Origin of the sequence: Janthinobacterium salmonicoloratum, from assembly GCF_051380845.1 — a bacterium.
Lineage (GTDB): Bacteria > Pseudomonadota > Gammaproteobacteria > Burkholderiales > Burkholderiaceae_D > Janthinobacterium > Janthinobacterium lividum_F.
The window spans coordinates 416,327-431,571 of the sequence record NZ_JBNYXV010000003.1 but is presented as its reverse complement, the minus strand read 5'-3'; the positions used below and the strand labels follow the sequence as shown (position 1 = coordinate 431,571).

Annotated in this window: 16 protein-coding genes; 8 read left to right on the top strand and 8 right to left on the bottom strand. The window is 63.6% G+C overall.

Annotated elements, in window-relative coordinates; all coding sequences use genetic code 11:
- Positions 1-68 precede the first annotated feature (68 nt).
- Positions 69-686: a TetR/AcrR family transcriptional regulator gene (locus ACQ4WY_RS18700; RefSeq protein WP_436505281.1), complete on the top strand. Its 618-nt coding sequence runs from the start codon at positions 69-71 to the stop codon at positions 684-686.
- 3 nt (positions 687-689) lie between these two features.
- Here ACQ4WY_RS18700 and ACQ4WY_RS18695 read toward each other — a convergent pair whose 3' ends face one another.
- Together ACQ4WY_RS18695 and ACQ4WY_RS18690 are read right to left on the bottom strand one after the other, a co-directional pair.
- Entirely contained in the window at positions 690-1,160 is a 471-nt protein-coding gene (locus tag ACQ4WY_RS18695; protein WP_436505280.1) for a GNAT family N-acetyltransferase, read from the bottom strand.
- Between the two features lie 55 nt (positions 1,161-1,215).
- The gene (locus ACQ4WY_RS18690; RefSeq protein WP_436505279.1) at positions 1,216-1,887 is read right to left on the bottom strand and encodes an XAC2610-related protein; all 672 of its coding nucleotides are present in this window, start codon (positions 1,885-1,887) and stop codon (positions 1,216-1,218) included.
- A 165-nt stretch (positions 1,888-2,052) separates the two neighbouring features.
- Between ACQ4WY_RS18690 and ACQ4WY_RS18685 the strand changes: the two genes are divergently transcribed.
- On the top strand, positions 2,053-2,709 hold the full coding sequence (locus tag ACQ4WY_RS18685; RefSeq protein ID WP_436505278.1) for a tetratricopeptide repeat protein: 657 nt from the start codon (positions 2,053-2,055) through the stop codon (positions 2,707-2,709).
- Here the strand turns inward: ACQ4WY_RS18685 and ACQ4WY_RS18680 are convergent.
- Positions 2,696-3,685 (bottom strand): ribonuclease Z, encoded by a 990-nt coding sequence (locus ACQ4WY_RS18680; protein ID WP_436505277.1) that lies wholly within the window; start codon positions 3,683-3,685, stop codon positions 2,696-2,698. The genes ACQ4WY_RS18685 and ACQ4WY_RS18680 overlap by 14 nt on opposite strands.
- A gap of 46 nt (positions 3,686-3,731) precedes the next feature.
- A complete protein-coding gene (locus ACQ4WY_RS18675; protein WP_436505276.1) occupies positions 3,732-5,225 on the bottom strand; it encodes a metal-dependent hydrolase family protein in 1,494 nt (497 codons plus the stop codon).
- A gap of 312 nt (positions 5,226-5,537) precedes the next feature.
- On the opposite strand from ACQ4WY_RS18675, the gene ACQ4WY_RS18670 reads away from it, so the two are divergent.
- The gene (locus ACQ4WY_RS18670; RefSeq protein ID WP_436505275.1) at positions 5,538-5,921 is read left to right on the top strand and encodes a hypothetical protein; all 384 of its coding nucleotides are present in this window, start codon (positions 5,538-5,540) and stop codon (positions 5,919-5,921) included.
- A 108-nt stretch (positions 5,922-6,029) separates the two neighbouring features.
- Entirely contained in the window at positions 6,030-7,865 is a 1,836-nt protein-coding gene (msbA, locus tag ACQ4WY_RS18665; protein ID WP_436505274.1) for a lipid A export permease/ATP-binding protein MsbA, read from the top strand.
- Between the two features lie 4 nt (positions 7,866-7,869).
- Here msbA and ACQ4WY_RS18660 read toward each other — a convergent pair whose 3' ends face one another.
- Positions 7,870-8,277, bottom strand: a complete 408-nt coding sequence (locus tag ACQ4WY_RS18660; RefSeq protein ID WP_436505273.1) for a hypothetical protein — start codon at positions 8,275-8,277, stop codon at positions 7,870-7,872.
- Between the two features lie 77 nt (positions 8,278-8,354).
- Between ACQ4WY_RS18660 and ACQ4WY_RS18655 the strand changes: the two genes are divergently transcribed.
- The 3 genes from ACQ4WY_RS18655 (at position 8,355) to ACQ4WY_RS18645 (ending at position 10,888) form a co-directional block, all read left to right on the top strand.
- Positions 8,355-9,491 (top strand): toxin-antitoxin system YwqK family antitoxin, encoded by a 1,137-nt coding sequence (locus ACQ4WY_RS18655; protein ID WP_436505272.1) that lies wholly within the window; start codon positions 8,355-8,357, stop codon positions 9,489-9,491.
- A 28-nt stretch (positions 9,492-9,519) separates the two neighbouring features.
- The gene (locus ACQ4WY_RS18650) at positions 9,520-10,314 is read left to right on the top strand and encodes a toxin-antitoxin system YwqK family antitoxin (RefSeq protein ID WP_436505271.1); all 795 of its coding nucleotides are present in this window, start codon (positions 9,520-9,522) and stop codon (positions 10,312-10,314) included.
- A 124-nt stretch (positions 10,315-10,438) separates the two neighbouring features.
- Positions 10,439-10,888 (top strand): MarR family winged helix-turn-helix transcriptional regulator, encoded by a 450-nt coding sequence (locus ACQ4WY_RS18645; protein ID WP_436505270.1) that lies wholly within the window; start codon positions 10,439-10,441, stop codon positions 10,886-10,888.
- Here ACQ4WY_RS18645 and ACQ4WY_RS18640 read toward each other — a convergent pair.
- Both ACQ4WY_RS18640 and ACQ4WY_RS18635 read right to left on the bottom strand, forming a co-directional pair.
- Positions 10,878-12,212, bottom strand: a complete 1,335-nt coding sequence (locus tag ACQ4WY_RS18640; protein WP_436505268.1) for a chloride channel protein — start codon at positions 12,210-12,212, stop codon at positions 10,878-10,880. The genes ACQ4WY_RS18645 and ACQ4WY_RS18640 overlap by 11 nt on opposite strands.
- A gap of 86 nt (positions 12,213-12,298) precedes the next feature.
- Positions 12,299-13,222, bottom strand: coding sequence for a LysR family transcriptional regulator (locus ACQ4WY_RS18635; protein ID WP_436505267.1), 924 nt, complete (start codon positions 13,220-13,222; stop codon positions 12,299-12,301).
- A gap of 97 nt (positions 13,223-13,319) precedes the next feature.
- On the opposite strand from ACQ4WY_RS18635, the gene ACQ4WY_RS18630 reads away from it, so the two are divergent.
- Positions 13,320-14,330, top strand: a complete 1,011-nt coding sequence (locus ACQ4WY_RS18630; RefSeq protein ID WP_436505266.1) for a zinc-binding alcohol dehydrogenase family protein — start codon at positions 13,320-13,322, stop codon at positions 14,328-14,330.
- Positions 14,331-14,337: 7 nt separating this feature from the next.
- On the opposite strand, the gene nhaR is transcribed toward ACQ4WY_RS18630, so the two are convergent.
- Complete coding sequence (nhaR, locus tag ACQ4WY_RS18625; protein WP_436505265.1) at positions 14,338-15,237, bottom strand: transcriptional activator NhaR; 900 nt, start codon at positions 15,235-15,237, stop codon at positions 14,338-14,340.
- Positions 15,238-15,245: the final 8 nt, after the last annotated feature.

Sequence of the window (15,245 nt, the reverse complement as noted above, 5' to 3'; positions counted from 1 at the left end):
GCGTTGTCAACGACTTCTGTATCGAGTAGTATGTAAGTAGCCTATAAGTAGATGAGAAGGAGCGAGCAATGGCGCAAATGGGACGGCCGCGCACGTTTGACCGGCAGGCAGCGGTCGAGCAGGCCATGTTTTTATTCTGGCAGCAGGGATATGAATCGACGTCCTTGAGCCAGCTCAAGGCGAGCCTGGGCGGCGGCATTTCCGCGCCCAGCTTTTATGCCGCGTTCGGCTCGAAGGAAGCGCTGTTCCGCGAAGCGGCGCAATGCTATCTGGATACGTATGCGCGCGTGACGGAGTGCCTGTGGGACGATGGCCTGGCGCCGCGCGCGGCCGTCGAGCTGGCCTTGCGCCAGTCGGCGGCGATGCAGTCCGATGCGGGGCATCCGCCCGGTTGCATGGTGGCGCTCGGCTGCATGAGCGCGCCGACGGCCGAACATGCGGCCGTGGCCGCGCCGCTCACACAATCGCGTGCCCGCACGCGCGCCGGCTTCGTGCGCTGCGTCGAGCGGGGCATGGTCAGCGGAGAGTTATCCGCGCAGATGGACGGGCAGGCACTGGCGGCCGTCTTCGACAGTTTTTTGTCGGGCGTGGCTATCCAGGCGCGCGATGGCGTTGGCTACGTCGTGTTTGACGCGGCCATTACGCAGATACTGCGCGTGTGGGACGCCAGCCGCGTGCCTGGCTAGACGCTAGGCGGTAAAGCGAAACTCCAGCACGTCATCGCCATACTTGTCTGTCTCGCCCGTCGCCGTCCAGCCCAGGTAGCGATAAAAACCGTAGGAGCGCGAGGCGGGGTCGCTGGAGCAGCCCAGGAACAGCCGTGCATGGCCCAGCGCGCGCAGTTCCGTCATGACCAATTCCAGCAAGGTCTTGCCGATACCGAGGCCTTCGAATTCCGGCAGCAGCGCCAGGACGACGATTTCGCCCGTGTCGCGCTCGCCAAAGCAGTAGCCGACCAGCTGGCCGTCGTGATGGCAGACCTGGCCAGGCAGGCTGCCCGAGCGCATCATCTCGGCCCAAGAGTCGGCCGTGATGCCCACTTCCGCCAGGCGTTCCGCGGGAATGGCGTTTTGCCGTGTCTTGCCGCGCAATGCGATGAAGGCGTGGGTGTCTTCCGCCTTGGCGGCATGGAAAGTAATCGATGCTGGATGTGTCGTCATGTGTTGTATGTATTCGATGGTGTCGGATCAATGGTAAGTAGAACTTGGATAAAGCTCATTCCCAGGGTTTGCGCATGATGTGCGCATGGCGCTGCCAGTCATAGGTTTTGGTGTTCTCGATTGCCTGCTGGCCGGGATTGCCGCTATCGATGATTTCATCCTTGACGAGGATCAAGTCATTTTTTTCATTCAAGCGATATTCCCGATAGCGCTCGCAATCCTGTTCACGCCGGGCGGTGGCGATTAATTTGTCAGCCCGCCAGGCATAGCTGTCTTCATAAAAACATTGCGCCGCGCAGCCGCAATTGGCGATGCCGCCTTCGATTCCTTGATCGGCTATGCTGATGTCCAGATTCGGAATCGCTGATAAGGGCTTATTGAAACTGTATTGTTTCGCCGACGCATCCCACAGCCACACATCGGAACAGCGGATACGCCCCTGGCTTTCCGTGTAGCCGGTGACCCACAGGTCGGCATGGCCGTCGAAATTCATGTCCAGCAGCAGCGCGTGCAAATTGCCCGTGCCGCTGCTGCTGCAACTGCCAGGTATCCACTGCTTCCCGATTTTCAGCTGGTAGGTCTGTTTTTCATCGTGATTCGCATAACGGATATCGGCGGCTTGCCGCACTTTGCCTGTCGCGGCTTTGTCCAGGTGCAGTGTGCCGCCATAAGCCGAGGTGGAAATCAGGGATAAAAGCAGCCATAAAGACAAGACAGTCAGTTTCATGGAGATATTCTTGGGCAGGCATATTTTCGCAACGTCCAGATTGAATCGTGCGGTGAATGATCATAACGCATGATTTGGGCAATGCGCCACACCGTTCCCTATCGTACATTCTGTGCGGAACAGTGCTGTGTACAATGCCCAAAAATCCCCGAATAAGGAATCTTCATGACATCCTCTCCCGAATCCTTGAATGAAGCGGGCATCCTCGCTTATAACGACGGTCATCACGCCGAGGCGTTCAAACAATTCGACGCGGCAGCACGCACCGGCGATCCGGCTGGCCAGCATTTATTGGCCAGCCTGTATTACCAGGGCCATGGCGTGACGCAAGACTTGCTGAAAGCGGTAGAGCTGTTCACGGCCGCGGCGCAAGCGGGCTTTCCGCCGTCGCTGGCCAACCTGGCCCTGATGTATGCGAGTGGCGATGGCGTCGCGCAAGATATGGCGCAATCGCTCGCGTATGGGCGCCAGGCGGCCGAGGCGGGCGATGGCCAGTCGCAATTCAACCTGGCGCAGGCGTACCGCAAGGGTATTGATGTTCCACAAGACTATGCCGAGGCGGCGTTCTGGTACAAGCAGGCGGCCGAGGCCGGTTCCCTGTCGGCACAGAATGAATATGGCTTGCTGTACGCGCAAGGGCAGGGCGTGGAGCTCGATTACGTGCAGGCGTATGCGTGGATCGCCATGCCGGCCGAGGCGGGCAGCGCCCAATCGATCAAGAACCGCGACCAGTTGCTGGAAATTCTCACGCCGTCACAGCAGCAGGCAGCGCGCGCGCTGGCGGCCGAATATGCGGCGCAGTATGGCGTCAATCCCCACTAATGGGTTGTTGGTGGAATTTCGCCGGCAGCTTGGTCAGCACGCCGGCCGCGTCGAGTTCATAGCTGTCGAAATCGCGCGCCAAAAACAGGTCACCCGAGTAATGCAGCCGGGCTTCCGCTTCCAGCTCGGCCATGCCGTCCGCATTGTGGTAGCGGGCGCTGAAGTGGGTGAGGATCAGATTCGGCAAGCAGACCGCTTCGGCAAACTGCGCCACGCGCTGCACGGAACTGTGCGTGGGGCCGGGCCCCACTTTCTGCAGCATCGCTTCCGTGTAAGTGGCTTCATGCACTAGCAATTGCGCACCGTGACAGGCATCGGCCAGCAACGCTGGCGTGTCGTTGTCGCCGCCGATCACTACCGTGGCGCGCTGCGTCTCCACCTGGCGGAAAGTGGCGGCGCGCAAGATCGTGCCATCGTCGAGGATCGCATCCTGGCCCGCCTGCAAGAGTCCCCACGCGGGGCCGGGCGGCGCGCCGGCCGCCTGCAAGGCGGCCTTGTCCAGCTTCCATCTGCTCGTTTCCAGCGCAAAACGGTAGCCCACGCTGGGCGCGCGGTGCGACAGCGCATGGCGAGAGATAGCCAGGCCCGCTGCTTCATGCACGACTGGTGCGCTGTCCACGTCGATGTGGATCAGCGGATACGTCAAAAATAGTTCCGTGTGCAGCAAGGTGGCGTCGATCCAGGCCTTGATGGGGGCTGGGGCGATCAGCAGCAAGGGCTTCTTGCGCCCCGTCATCGAGGCGCTGGCCAGCAAGCCCGGCAGACCATAGCTGTGGTCGCCATGCACGTGGGTGATGCAGATGCCCACCAGGTCGTGCACGGACAGGGGCAGGCGCTGTAGCCGGTGCTGCGTGGCTTCGCCGCAATCGATCATCCACCAGTCACGGTTGTGCGTGGTTTGCAGGGCCAGCGACGTGACGTTGCGGTGGCGCGTGGGCACGCCGGAAGACGTGCCGAGAAAAGTCAGTTTGAACATGGGCGCATTATGCGGCAAGCCACCGCCGTTGCCAACGCGCCAGCCTTCAGCCTGCCAATGGCGCGCTCAATTTGTCCTTGTAGATGCGGCCGTTCTTCATGATCAGCAGCAGGCTTTCCTCCGGATGCGCGAGGAAATCGAGATTCTTCGTGGGGTCGCCCTCGGCCACCAGCAAGTCGGCCAGCGCGCCCACGGCCAGACGGCCCAAGGCCCCCGGGTACGGCGAGCGCTGGCCGGACAGGGCCAGCAGTTCGCCATTCTGTCCCGTCGCCTGCGCCAGTAAGGTCAGAGGATCGTAAAAGCGCGTGAGTTTGGCCAGTTGGCGGCCCTGGGTGGGCGTGTTTTTCGCGTTGAACAGGATGTCCGTGCCCCAGCCCGTCCTGATGCCGTACTTTTGCGCCAGCGCATACGCCTTCATGGTGCCTTCCGACACAATGGCCTGGCTGGCCTTGCGCGCCGCATCGGGATACACATTCGCATCCGCGTCTTGCAGGAAAGGCTGCAAGCTCCACCATGTGCCCGTGTCACGCATCATGCGCACAGATTCGTCGTCGGCCAGCTGACCATGCTCGATGCTGCTCACGCCTGCGCGGATGGCCCGCTGTATGCCTTTCGGCGTGTAGACGTGGGTCATCACATAGGTGCCCCAGTCCGCGGCCGCTTCCACGCCGGCGCGCAGTTCGCGTTCCGAATACTGCGTGCTGTCGAGCGGGTCGTACATGGACGCGACGCCGCCGCCCGCCATCATCTTGATTTGCGTCGCGCCCAGCATCAGTTGCTCGCGCACGCGGCGCAGCACTTCCGCCTCGCCATCGGCGATCATGGCCATGCCCGCCGTTTCAGCCATGCCCAACGGAGCATTGGCCGCACGCGGGATGTCCGAACGCAGGCGGAAGTCGCCATGGCCCGAGGTTTGCGAAATCATGGCACCCGACGGAAAGATGCGCGGACCGTCGACGATACCTTCATCGATGGCGCGTTTTAATGCAAAGGGGGGGCCGCCAGGATCGCGCACCGAGGTAAAGCCCCGCAGCAAGGTGCGCTGTGCTTCCTGCGCCGCCACCAGGTACAGATAGCCGACATCGGACGTCATGGCCGTCACCTGGTTGATGGCGGCCAGCATGCTGTGCCAGTGGGCGTCGATCAGGCCCGGCATCACCAGCTTGCCCTGGCAATCGATCACTTGCGCGCCTTCCACCTTCTCGCCGGCCGGCAGCAGGGCCGTAATGGTCGGGCCCGTCACCAGCACGTGGATGCCGGAACGGGGCGCCTTGCCCGTGCCATCGAACAGGCGCAGATTGGTCAGCAGCAAGGGGCGTTCGGAGGTCTTGGGTTGCTGGGCGATGGCCTTGCTGGTGGACAGGCCGATGAAGGGCGCCAGCATGGCGGCCGCGCCGCCGAGAAAGTGCCGGCGCCGCATGTCCGCCATCACCCGCTGGTGCAGGATGGTGAAGACCGTGCCGCCGCAATCGCAGGCGCGCGGTTTCAAGCCACCCGTCTGCCACGTATTCATCAGATGCTGCTCTTGTGCCAGGGCCATCGCGCCGTCCTTTCATCGCTGCCGCGCCAGGAGAGTGGCTGCAGGCAAAGTTAACAATAGGAAACTGTTGCCATTGAAAGCCCGCAGCGGCGGCAAGTCAAGCGTGCACTTGCTTTACAGAAAAAAATGGTCGGCATGCGCTATGATGGCGTCACCAAGACGGACAGGCTGCAGGATTTTTCCACGGCGCAGTCGTCGGCGATCTATTTTGTGCCCGGCATCGATGCCTAGCTGGCCAGGGATACTCGCCGGCGTATCCCGGCCAAGGGGGATCCCGGCAGTTCCCGCTTATTTCTTTATAAGGAGTTTTCCATGCGTATTCGTCCCGCCACATTGCTGTCCGCCCTGATCTTCGGCAGCGTCGTCTTCAGCGCTTCCGCTTCCGCCGTCGGCCTGGGTTTCCTGGCCGATACGCCGATGGCCTACCTGAACAAGTACGACAAGCCCGTCTTCGTGAAAGCCGTCAGCGACGTGCTCAATGACAAGAAAGATGGCGAAACCGTGCAATGGAGTAATGAAGGCTTGCGCAATTCCGTGCGCATCGCCGCCGACATCACGGCCAGCGACACGGAAAAGACGGACGCGCAAACCTGCCGCAAAGTGCAGGTAGGCTTGAGCGCCAAGGGCCAGGAACAGACCCTCAAGCTGAAGGTCTGCAAGGCAGGCACGGCAGCCTGGAAAGTGGCGAAGAGCTGATAGTGTGTGCGTCTTCCTTGCCGGTTCTGCGCCGGCAAGGTGCGACTTTCCTCTAGGTAAGTCTGGCAACGGTTAGAATCACGCTTTACCTTTTCTTTTCTCACCTGCATGCAGCAAAGTCGCCTCCTGTTCTTCCGCCTGGCCGGCCAGTTTCGCCGCTATGGCGCCATCGTTGCCGCCACCTTGCTGGCCGTGGGCGTGGCGTCCGCCACCGATGTGTTGTTAATCCGCCAGTTGCAAAACGTCGTCGACGCCATGCGCGCGACGGCCAGCACGCAGGTCGCGCCCGTGTCCGGCGTGATGGGCATGCTGCAGGGCTGGGTCGACCGTTTCCTGCCGGCACAGGCAGGGCAGGTGGACTTGTGGGTGATCCCCGCTACCATTCTGGGCCTGGCCGTGCTGCGCATGGTGTCCAGTTTTGCCGGGGATTACGGTTCCGTCTGGCTATCGAGCCGGGTGCAGGCGGACCTGCGCGAAAAGATGTTCGCCACCATCATGCGCCTGCCCAGCCGCTTTTTCGATACCACCACCACCAGTTTGACGCAGTCGCGCGTGGCCTTCGACGCCAGCCAGGTGTCGCAGGCGGGCTTGAACGTGCTCAACGTGATGGTGCGCGATTCCGTCGCCACCGTCGGCTACCTGATCCTGCTGTTCAGCATCGACGTGAAACTGGCCCTGTTCTGCATGGCGTCGATGCCCATCGTGGCCATCGTCGTGACCCTGGCGGGACGGCGCATGCGCCACTTGAGCAAGAGTTCGCAGCAAGCCGTGGGCGAGCTGACGTCCGTGCTCGACGAAAGCATAGCCGGCCAGCGCGTGGTGAAAATCTTTGGCGGGCAAGATTATGAACAGGCGCGCTTTGTCGACGTGGTCAAGCGCAACCGCCAGCTGGCCGTCAAGCATGCGGCTACCTCGGCCATGAATTCCGGCTTCATCATGATGCTCGTCGGCATCACCCTGTCGTCCGTGATCTATTTCGCCATGCTGCGCGCACAAAGTGGCGCCATCACGCCGGGAGCCTTCGTTGCCTTCATGGGCGCACTGATGGCCATGCAGTCGCCGATCAAGAACCTGACCAAGATCAATGAACCGCTGCAGCGGGGCTTGGCGGCAGCCGAGTCCGTGTTTGGCTTGATCGACACGCCGCTGGAACCGGACCCGGGCACCATCGCCCCCGCAGCGGTGCAGGGTAATTTGTCCTTGCAAAACGTTCAGTTCCGCTACAACAGCGACGACCCCGATGCGCCCACGGCCTTGAGCAATATCACGCTCGACATCCGCGCCGGCGAGACGGTGGCCCTGGTGGGCGGCTCCGGTGGCGGCAAGACAACCTTGCTGGGCTTGCTGCCGCGCTTCTATGACGTCAGCGGCGGCCAGATTTTGCTCGACGGCGTCGATGTGCGCGATTACGCTCTGCTGGCCCTGCGGCGCCAGTTCGCCCTCGTCAGCCAGGATGTGATTCTGTTCAACGACACGATGGCGGCGAATATCGCGTATGGCGACCCGGCCCCGGATCAGACCCGCATCGAAGCATCGGCGCGCGCCGCCTACGCCCACGACTTCATCATGCAGTTGCCGCAAGGTTATGCCACCCAGGCGGGGCAGAATGGTTCGCGTCTGTCGGGCGGACAACGCCAGCGTCTGGCCATCGCGCGCGCGCTGTACAAGGACGCGCCCATCCTGCTGCTCGATGAAGCGACCAGCGCGCTGGACACGGAGTCGGAGCGACAGGTGCAGGCCGCGCTGGAAGTGCTGATGCGTAACCGCACCACCATCGTCATCGCTCACAGGCTGTCGACCATCGAAAGCGCCGACCGCATCGTCGTCATGCAGGGCGGGCGCCTGGTGGAGTCGGGCAGTCATGCCGCCTTGCTGCAGCAGGGCGGCGCATATGCGCGCCTGCATGCGAGCCAGCTGTCGCCCGTCAAGGACGGCGCGGCTTAGAGCCTTAGAACACGTGAATTTCCTGTAATACCAGCGTGGCGCCCAGCGCCGTGCCTTCCACACGAAACGTGGCGGTGAGATCGGACCATGCGCCATTCAGGGGCAGGGAATGGCGCGCTTCGGCGATCACCATACCGTCGTCCTGGCTTGCAGGGCGTTCGACGCAGCGCGCGTGCGCCGCGCCGCGGGCCTCTGCCGCCGGCGTGACGCGATACACGCTGCCATCCGCATACGGCTCCGGCGAACCATAACCTTCGATCACGGCGCGCAGCAGCGCCGGCGTCCAGCCATAGTAGGCGTCGTGCGCCGTGCGCGCATGGGCGCACGCGTAATCGCCGCGCGCCAGGTCGGCGATCCAGGCATCGATGATGTCCAGTATCTGGGTGTCGCTGGGGGCGGCGGGCAAGTGCATGGATTTCTTTCGTGACAGGGGAAAACGTTGCTTTCCATTATGATGGCGCCCGCACAATAACATTGCAACGGAACACAATGCACACACCACAGACGACGCGCGCGGCACAGGCGGCACTGGCAGCCCTGCTGGGCATGGCCCTGGCCTTGCCGCTGGCGGCACAGGAACAGCCAGCGGGGTCAACGCCAACGTCAACACTACAGGAGGAAGACCACACCATGTATTTGGATATAAATTTCATGCCCAGCAACCAACGTCGCGCCGCGTACGCGCTGCGCACGCCGCCCGTGCGCGACGAGGCGCTGGGCGCCTGGCATGTAAGGCTCGAGTTTCCCGACACGCCGGGCGTGCTGGCCTTTGAAACCTATGCCACCGACCTGGACTTGAGCCAGGTCAAGTTCGTGCGTTTTCGCAAGTATTACTACGAGAATGGCCAACTGCTGCGCGACACCTACTTCAATGCCCAGGGCGAGGAGCTGCTCGGCGGCTGCGTGTACTTCGAGAATGGCCAGGTCAAGCAGCGGGTGACAGCGTTGCCGAACGGGCGCGACAGCATCTCGGAAACGTATCACGAGAATGGCCAGCTGGCGTACAAGACGCTGTATCACGACGACGAGATGGCCGATGGCGAGCATGTGTCCTACGACGCGAATGGTGCCGTCAGCAACCGCTCGTATCGACGCAATGGCAAGATGGATGGCGTGCAGGAATCGTTTTATGCGGATGGCAAGGTGCACCTACGGGGACAGTTCGTCGATGGCAAGCAAGAGGGTGAGTTTGTCCGGTATGCCCAGGATGGCAGCGTGCTGGCCAGGACCGTGTGGGTGCACGACCAGCCCGACGGCTGGTCGTTTGAAAGCCATGACAATGGCGTCGTGTCGAACAAGACGCTGTACCGGAAAGGTGCCGTGCTCAGCTTGCAAACGTGGGGTCCGAACGGCCGGCCCATCTTTGCGTGGCAGAAAGACGCACAGGGGCGCGACCACGGCGATACGACGGATTGGCATGCCAACGGCGTGCGCGCCAGCGTGACCCCGTTTGTCCACGGCCAGCGCCACGGCTTGTTGCAGACCTGGTACAGCGATGGCAGCCTGCAGCAGATCGTGCCGTACGAACACGGCAAGAAGCACGGCATCGAGCGCCGCTGGGACAAGGCCGGCAAGCTGGTGCTGGAACAGACATGGCAGGATGGACAGCCGGTGGCGGCCAAATAGGGGGATCAGCATGCGGTATGGACAGAGAATGCGCGTGGCGTTACTGGTGGCGGTGCTTGCCCTGCCGCTGGCGGCGCAGGCGCAGGCTCCAGCTGGTACGTCGTTCTATGAAAATGGCCAGCTCAAGCAAAAGGTGACCCTGCTGCCAAACGGACGCGACCGCATCGCCGAGACTTACCATGAGAATGGCCAGTTGATGAACCGCATCCGCTACCACGGCAAGCAGATGGCCGATGGCGCATATGTGTCCTACGGCCCGAACGGTAAAGTGAGCAGCCGCTCGCACCTAATGGGCGGCAAGATGCACGGCGTGCAGGAAATATTTTATGCGGATGGCCAGTTGTTCCAGCGCAGTCGTTTTATCCATGACAAGCTGGATGGCGAGTTTGTTACCTATGCGCAGGATGGCAGCTTGCGCGCCCGCACGGTCTGGGTGGCTGGCGAGCCCGATGGCTGGTCGTTTGAAAGCCACGACAATGGCCAGCTGGCGCAAAAGGCGCTGTACCGCAAGGGCAAGTTGCTCCGCATGCAGAAATGGAACAGCAACGGCAAGCCGTCGATCGCCTGGCGGCAGGATGCGCAAGGGCGCGAACAGGGCGATGTGACGGAATGGTATGACAGCGGCGCGCGCGCCAAGGTCACTCCCATGCTTGACGGCCAGCGCCATGGCTTGCAGCAACTCTGGTACGGCGACGGCAGCTTGCAGCAGCTCGTGCCCTATGAACACGGCAAGAAGCAGGGCATCGAGCGCCACTGGGACCCGGCCGGCAAGCTGCTGCTGGAGCAGGCTTGGCAAGCTGGAGAACCAGTTTCCATGCGCTAGGAGTCACTCGCCTTTGCAGGTATCATGCAGGGATTCCGGCCCGCCAGCAGGCGCGAAGCCGGCAGGATAACTGGAGGCAATGGTGGTGGAAGCGGAAGTTTCGGCGTTGGCCAGGGCGCAAGGCATGGCTTTGCAAAACATGCGCGTCGTCATGCGCGCGGCGCAGCGCCACTCGGCGCAGATCGAGAAGCAATGTGGCGTGTCGGGCGCGCAATTATGGGTGATGCAGGAATTGCTGGAGCGCCCAGGCCTGCGCATGGGCGAGCTGGCCGGCAAGATGTCCATCCACCAGACGACGGCCAGCAACCTGGTCGAAGCGCTGGTAAAAAAAACCTATGTGCGCAAGGCACGCGACCAGCCCGACCAGCGTGTGGTGACCCTGACCCTGACGGCGGAAGGGCAGGCCGTGATCGCCGGCGCGCCGCAGCCGGCGCGCGGTTTGCTGCCTAGTGCGCTGAGCCAGCTCGATGCCGACAGCCTGGCGCACCTGAACCAGGGCTTGAACGCCTTGCTGGCCGTCGTCGCCCCCGATGACAGGCAGGCGGGCATGCAACCGTTTCCGTTTACGATGTAGTTTCCCGGCCCACCTTCGGCAACCGTTGCAGCTGCAGCTGCGCCAGCGCCCCGTACAGCGGTTCACTGAGCACGCGCGAGACCGTGCTGGCTACCACGGCGCACGCCATCAGGCTGAGTACCATGCCGTGGCCGTCGACCATTTCCATGACAATAATAAAAGCCGTCAGCGGCGCCTGCGTGGCGGCGGCCAGGAAACCCACCATACCCAGCGCGATCAGGGCGGGCGCGTGCGGATAGTGCAGCAGCACGGCGATATCGTGGCCGATGCCGGCGCCGATGGCCAGGGACGGTGCAAAGATGCCGGCAGGCACGCCCGACCAGACGGTCAGCCACGTCGCCACATATTTGAAGGCAACAAAGGCGGGTGCCACGTCGGAAGAGCCTTCCAGCATGGCGCGCGTGGCCACGGTGCCGCTGCCGAACGTGGCGCCATGGCTGGCGATGCCGATGGCCGCCACCAGCAAACCGCAGACGGCGGCGAACAGCACGGGCCGGCCCTTTCTCCACGCGGACAATTTCCCCAACGGATTGCCGCGGGCGGAGGCCAGCAGCAGCCGCGCAAACAAGCCGCCGGCCACGCCCGCGATCAAGGTCACCAGCAAGCCTGGCAAGGCCAGCGCCAGGCCGATGGGACCGGGGTGGATGATGCCGAAGTGGGTGGCGTTGCCGTGGATCGACACGGCCATCATGCCGGCCAGCACGATGCCGGCCACGATGAGGCCGCTGTTGCGCTGCTCGGGCGAGCGCGACAGTTCTTCGATGGCAAACATGACGCCCGCCAGCGGCGTGTTGAAGGCGGCTGCGATGCCGGCCGCGCCGCCGGCCACCAGCAGGGAATGGGCGCTCACCTGCGAGTGGCGCGGCAGCCAGCGGCGCGCGGCCAGCATCACGCCGGCCGCGATCTGCACGGACGGGCCTTCGCGCCCCAGCGAGAGTCCGCCCAGCAAGCCGCCCGCCGTCAGGACGATTTTCGCGGCACTGAGTTTCAGGGACACGAACAGCGAGCGCTGTTCCGGCGCCACGGCCGGGTCCAGGGTGGCCATCACTTGCGGGATGCCGGAGCCGGCCGCGCCCATGGCGTAGCGGCGCGTCAGCCAGACCAGCAGGGCGGCGCAAACGGGCGTCCACAGCAGAGCAAACCACCAGGCCTTGCCGTTAAAAAAGAGAAACAGGTCCAGCGCTTCCTCCGCCAGCCACGTAAAGCCCACGACGACGAGGCCCGCGATGGCGGCCATGCCGACGACGACGGCGCGCGACCACCACAGGCGCGGGTTGGCAAATTCATGCTTGAAGGCAGAGGGAATATCGTGCAAGTGCTTCATTGCGGCAAGTCCAGGAAGGGGCGCGCAGGGCGTCGGGGAGGCTTGCCATTATAAAGACATATTTGTCCAAATGTTTTTTGTCTGCCTTATTTGTGGGCAATTGACGACAACAGCTTTGCCTCAGCGAGGAAATCGACGAGGGCCCGCACTTTCGGCGCCAGGTGCGGCCCGGACGGCCACAGCAGCCAGCAACTGTGGGCCGGATGATCGGCGATCGCGTATTCCCTCAGCACCTCGACCAGGCTGCCCTCGGCCAGCGCGCCGCGCACATGAAAGTCGGGCAGCCAGGCGATACCCAGGCCTTGCCGCGCGAAGTGCAGGCGCGCTTCCACGTTGTTGCAAATCATCGAAAGCGGCAAGTCCGGCATCGGCGCATCGGCTTGCTGGCGCAATTGCCATAGTTCGACCTTGCCGCTGTGGCGGAAGCGGTAGTGCAGGCAAGCATGCTGTTGCAGTTCAACGGGGTGCTGCGGCGTGCCTTGGCGGGCCAGATAGGCGGGAGAGGCCACGAGGCAGGAGCGGAACTGGCCCAGCTTGCGCGCGGCCAGGCGCGAATCGCGGGGCGCGCCGATGCGGATGACGGCGTCGAAGCCGTCGCCGACGACATCGGCCAGCGCGTCGGAAAAGTCCAGGTCCAGCGCGATGGCGGGGTGCTGCCGGGAAAATTCGGCCAGCGCGGGCAGGAACAGGCCGCCCAATTCCGGCAAGCCCAGGCGCAGGCGTCCGTGCGGCGCCAGCGTGCCCGCCAGTTCCTCCTGCGCCGCTTGCATTTCCGCCAGGATGGTCTCGCTGCGCGCGAGGAAGAGCGTGCCCTCGGCTGTCAGGCTCAGCTGGCGCGTGCTGCGCTGGAACAGGCGCGCGCCCAGGCGCTGCTCCAGCCGGGCCAGGCTCTTGCTGACGGCCGACGGCGAAATGCCGGCCTGGCGCGCGGCGGCGACAAAGCTGCCCGCCTGGGCCAATTGCACGAACAGGGCCACGCCGGAGAGATTATCTGTTTCCTGGTTTTGCATGATTCATGACAGTTTGGTCAGTAGTGAAACGTATTGAAGCATATTTTTCTTTGTCGTGTGGCTGCTTACCATGGGCTTTTATCTGTAGGGGTAGGCAATGAAGATGATCGGTTTCAACAAGGGCAGCGGCATGGACGAGCAAGGGAGCCTGTTCGACACGGCGGGAGAGATGCCCGTGCCCGGCCCGCGCGACGTGCTGGTACAAGTGCGCGCCGTGGGCGTCAACCCGCTCGACACCAAGGTGCGCGCGGGGCGGGTAGAAGTGCCGGAGCGTGTCGTGACCTTGGGCTGGGATGCGGCCGGCATCGTGCACGCCGTCGGCAGCGACGTGACCTCGGTGGCGCCGGGACAGGCTGTGTATTACGCGGGGTCCTTCAACCGCGCGGGCGCCAATGCCGAATATCACCTGGTCGACGAGCGCATCGCCGCGCGCATGCCGGCGACCCTGGATTTTGCGCAGGCGGCCAGCGTGCCGCTGGCGGCGCTGACGGCGTGGCAGTTGCTGTTCGAGCGCTTTGCCATCACGCCCGGCGACAGGCAACCACGGGGCAGCCTGCTGGTGCTGGGCGGCGCGGGCGGCGTCGGGTCGCTGCTGATCCAGCTGGCGCGCCAGTTGACGGGCTTGACGGTGATCGCCACGGCTTCGCGCGGCGACAGCATGGAGTGGTGCCGCGCCATGGGCGCCCATCACGTGATCGACCATCGCCAGCCTTTGCCAGCGCAGGTGGCGGCATTGAAAGTGGCGCCGGTGCGCCACATCGCGGCACTGTCGCACACGGCGCAGCACTTTGCAGAATTGGTGGAACTCATCGCGCCGCACGGCAAGCTGGCTGTCATCGACGACCACGAGGCTTTTGACGCGGCGCCGCTGAAGGGGAAAAGTGTTTCCTTGCACTGGGAAATGGTATTTACGCGGCCTTTGTACGCTACCGACGACATGATCGAACAGCAGCGCATTTTGCAGCGCGTGGCGGGCCTGCTGGACGAGGGCGTGCTGCGCCATACGCTGCGCCAGCGTTTGTCGCCGATGGATGCGGCCTCCCTGCGGCGCGCCCATGCGCTGCTGGAGCGGGGCGGGCAGCCGGGGAAAATCGTCGTCAGCGATTGAATCTGGCTTACACGAACAGCTCGTGCCGTGCGCTCTGGCTGATGGCGATGGTGGCCGGGTGGCTCAGGCGGCGTTCCGTGGTGATTGCGTAGACCTGCTCGACCAGGCTGTCGACCCGGCCCAGCGCCACCACGGCGTACTGTTCGCAGACCTGGGGCGCGATGACGGTGGGCGCGAAGAACAGGCCCGCGCCGGACTGGCCGAAGGCCTTCATCATGGCGCTGTCGTCAAACTCGCCGACGATGCGCGGGTGCAGATGATTGTCGCCGAGCCACTGCAGCAAGCGCCCGTAAATGGCGAAGTCTTCACCGGGCAGCAGCAGCGGCGCGCCATCCAGGCATTGCGGGAAGCCCCCGGTCAGGGTGGCGGCCAGGGCTGGCGTGCCGAACAGGGTCATGCCGCTTTCGCCCAGTAAATGGTTAAAACCGCGCACGCTCAAATGGGCCGGCATGGGGCGGTCCGCCATGATCAGGTCCAGCCGGTGCACTGCCAGGTCCGCCAGCAGGCTGGCCAGCCGTCCCTCGCGGCAAATGATGCGCAGCGGTTCGGCCAGGCCCAGCGCGGGCGCGACCAGGCGGCAAGCGATCAGTTTTGACACGGAATCGGCACAGCCGACGCGGAAAGTCGTCGTCGTGGTGCGCGACTGGTCGCGCACGATTTCCAGCAATTCATCGCCCGTGCTGAAAATGCTTTCGGCATGGCTGAGGATGCGCCGGCCCGTGTCCGTCAATTCCAGCTGGCGTCCGCTGCGGCGGAACAGTTCCACGCCCAGGGTGTCGGCAAATTCGCTGAGCTGCCCGGAAATCGATTGCGGCGTCAGGTGCAGCTGCTCGGCCGCGCGCGCGATGCTGCCCGTCTTGGCCACCATCCAGAAATAGCGCAAGTGCTTGAAGTTGAGTGTCGACATGGTCTTCC

Excerpts from the sequence above, each read along its gene's own strand:
- ACQ4WY_RS18680 (WP_436505277.1), bottom strand. The coding sequence starts at position 3,685 with ATGTTCAAACTGACTTTTCTCGGCACGTCTTCCGGCGTGCCCACGCGC.
- msbA (WP_436505274.1), top strand. The coding sequence starts at position 6,030 with ATGCAGCAAAGTCGCCTCCTGTTCTTCCGCCTGGCCGGCCAGTTTCGC.
- ACQ4WY_RS18660 (WP_436505273.1), bottom strand. The coding sequence starts at position 8,277 with ATGCACTTGCCCGCCGCCCCCAGCGACACCCAGATACTGGACATCATC.
- ACQ4WY_RS18685 (WP_436505278.1), top strand. The coding sequence starts at position 2,053 with ATGACATCCTCTCCCGAATCCTTGAATGAAGCGGGCATCCTCGCTTAT.
- ACQ4WY_RS18690 (WP_436505279.1), bottom strand. The coding sequence starts at position 1,887 with ATGAAACTGACTGTCTTGTCTTTATGGCTGCTTTTATCCCTGATTTCC.
- ACQ4WY_RS18655 (WP_436505272.1), top strand. The coding sequence starts at position 8,355 with ATGCACACACCACAGACGACGCGCGCGGCACAGGCGGCACTGGCAGCC.
- ACQ4WY_RS18630 (WP_436505266.1), top strand. The coding sequence starts at position 13,320 with ATGAAGATGATCGGTTTCAACAAGGGCAGCGGCATGGACGAGCAAGGG.
- ACQ4WY_RS18700 (WP_436505281.1), top strand. The coding sequence starts at position 69 with ATGGCGCAAATGGGACGGCCGCGCACGTTTGACCGGCAGGCAGCGGTC.
- ACQ4WY_RS18640 (WP_436505268.1), bottom strand. The coding sequence starts at position 12,212 with ATGAAGCACTTGCACGATATTCCCTCTGCCTTCAAGCATGAATTTGCC.
- ACQ4WY_RS18635 (WP_436505267.1), bottom strand. The coding sequence starts at position 13,222 with ATGCAAAACCAGGAAACAGATAATCTCTCCGGCGTGGCCCTGTTCGTG.
- ACQ4WY_RS18670 (WP_436505275.1), top strand. The coding sequence starts at position 5,538 with ATGCGTATTCGTCCCGCCACATTGCTGTCCGCCCTGATCTTCGGCAGC.
- ACQ4WY_RS18695 (WP_436505280.1), bottom strand. The coding sequence starts at position 1,160 with ATGACGACACATCCAGCATCGATTACTTTCCATGCCGCCAAGGCGGAA.
- ACQ4WY_RS18675 (WP_436505276.1), bottom strand. The coding sequence starts at position 5,225 with ATGGCCCTGGCACAAGAGCAGCATCTGATGAATACGTGGCAGACGGGT.
- ACQ4WY_RS18645 (WP_436505270.1), top strand. The coding sequence starts at position 10,439 with ATGGCTTTGCAAAACATGCGCGTCGTCATGCGCGCGGCGCAGCGCCAC.
- nhaR (WP_436505265.1), bottom strand. The coding sequence starts at position 15,237 with ATGTCGACACTCAACTTCAAGCACTTGCGCTATTTCTGGATGGTGGCC.
- ACQ4WY_RS18650 (WP_436505271.1), top strand. The coding sequence starts at position 9,520 with ATGCGCGTGGCGTTACTGGTGGCGGTGCTTGCCCTGCCGCTGGCGGCG.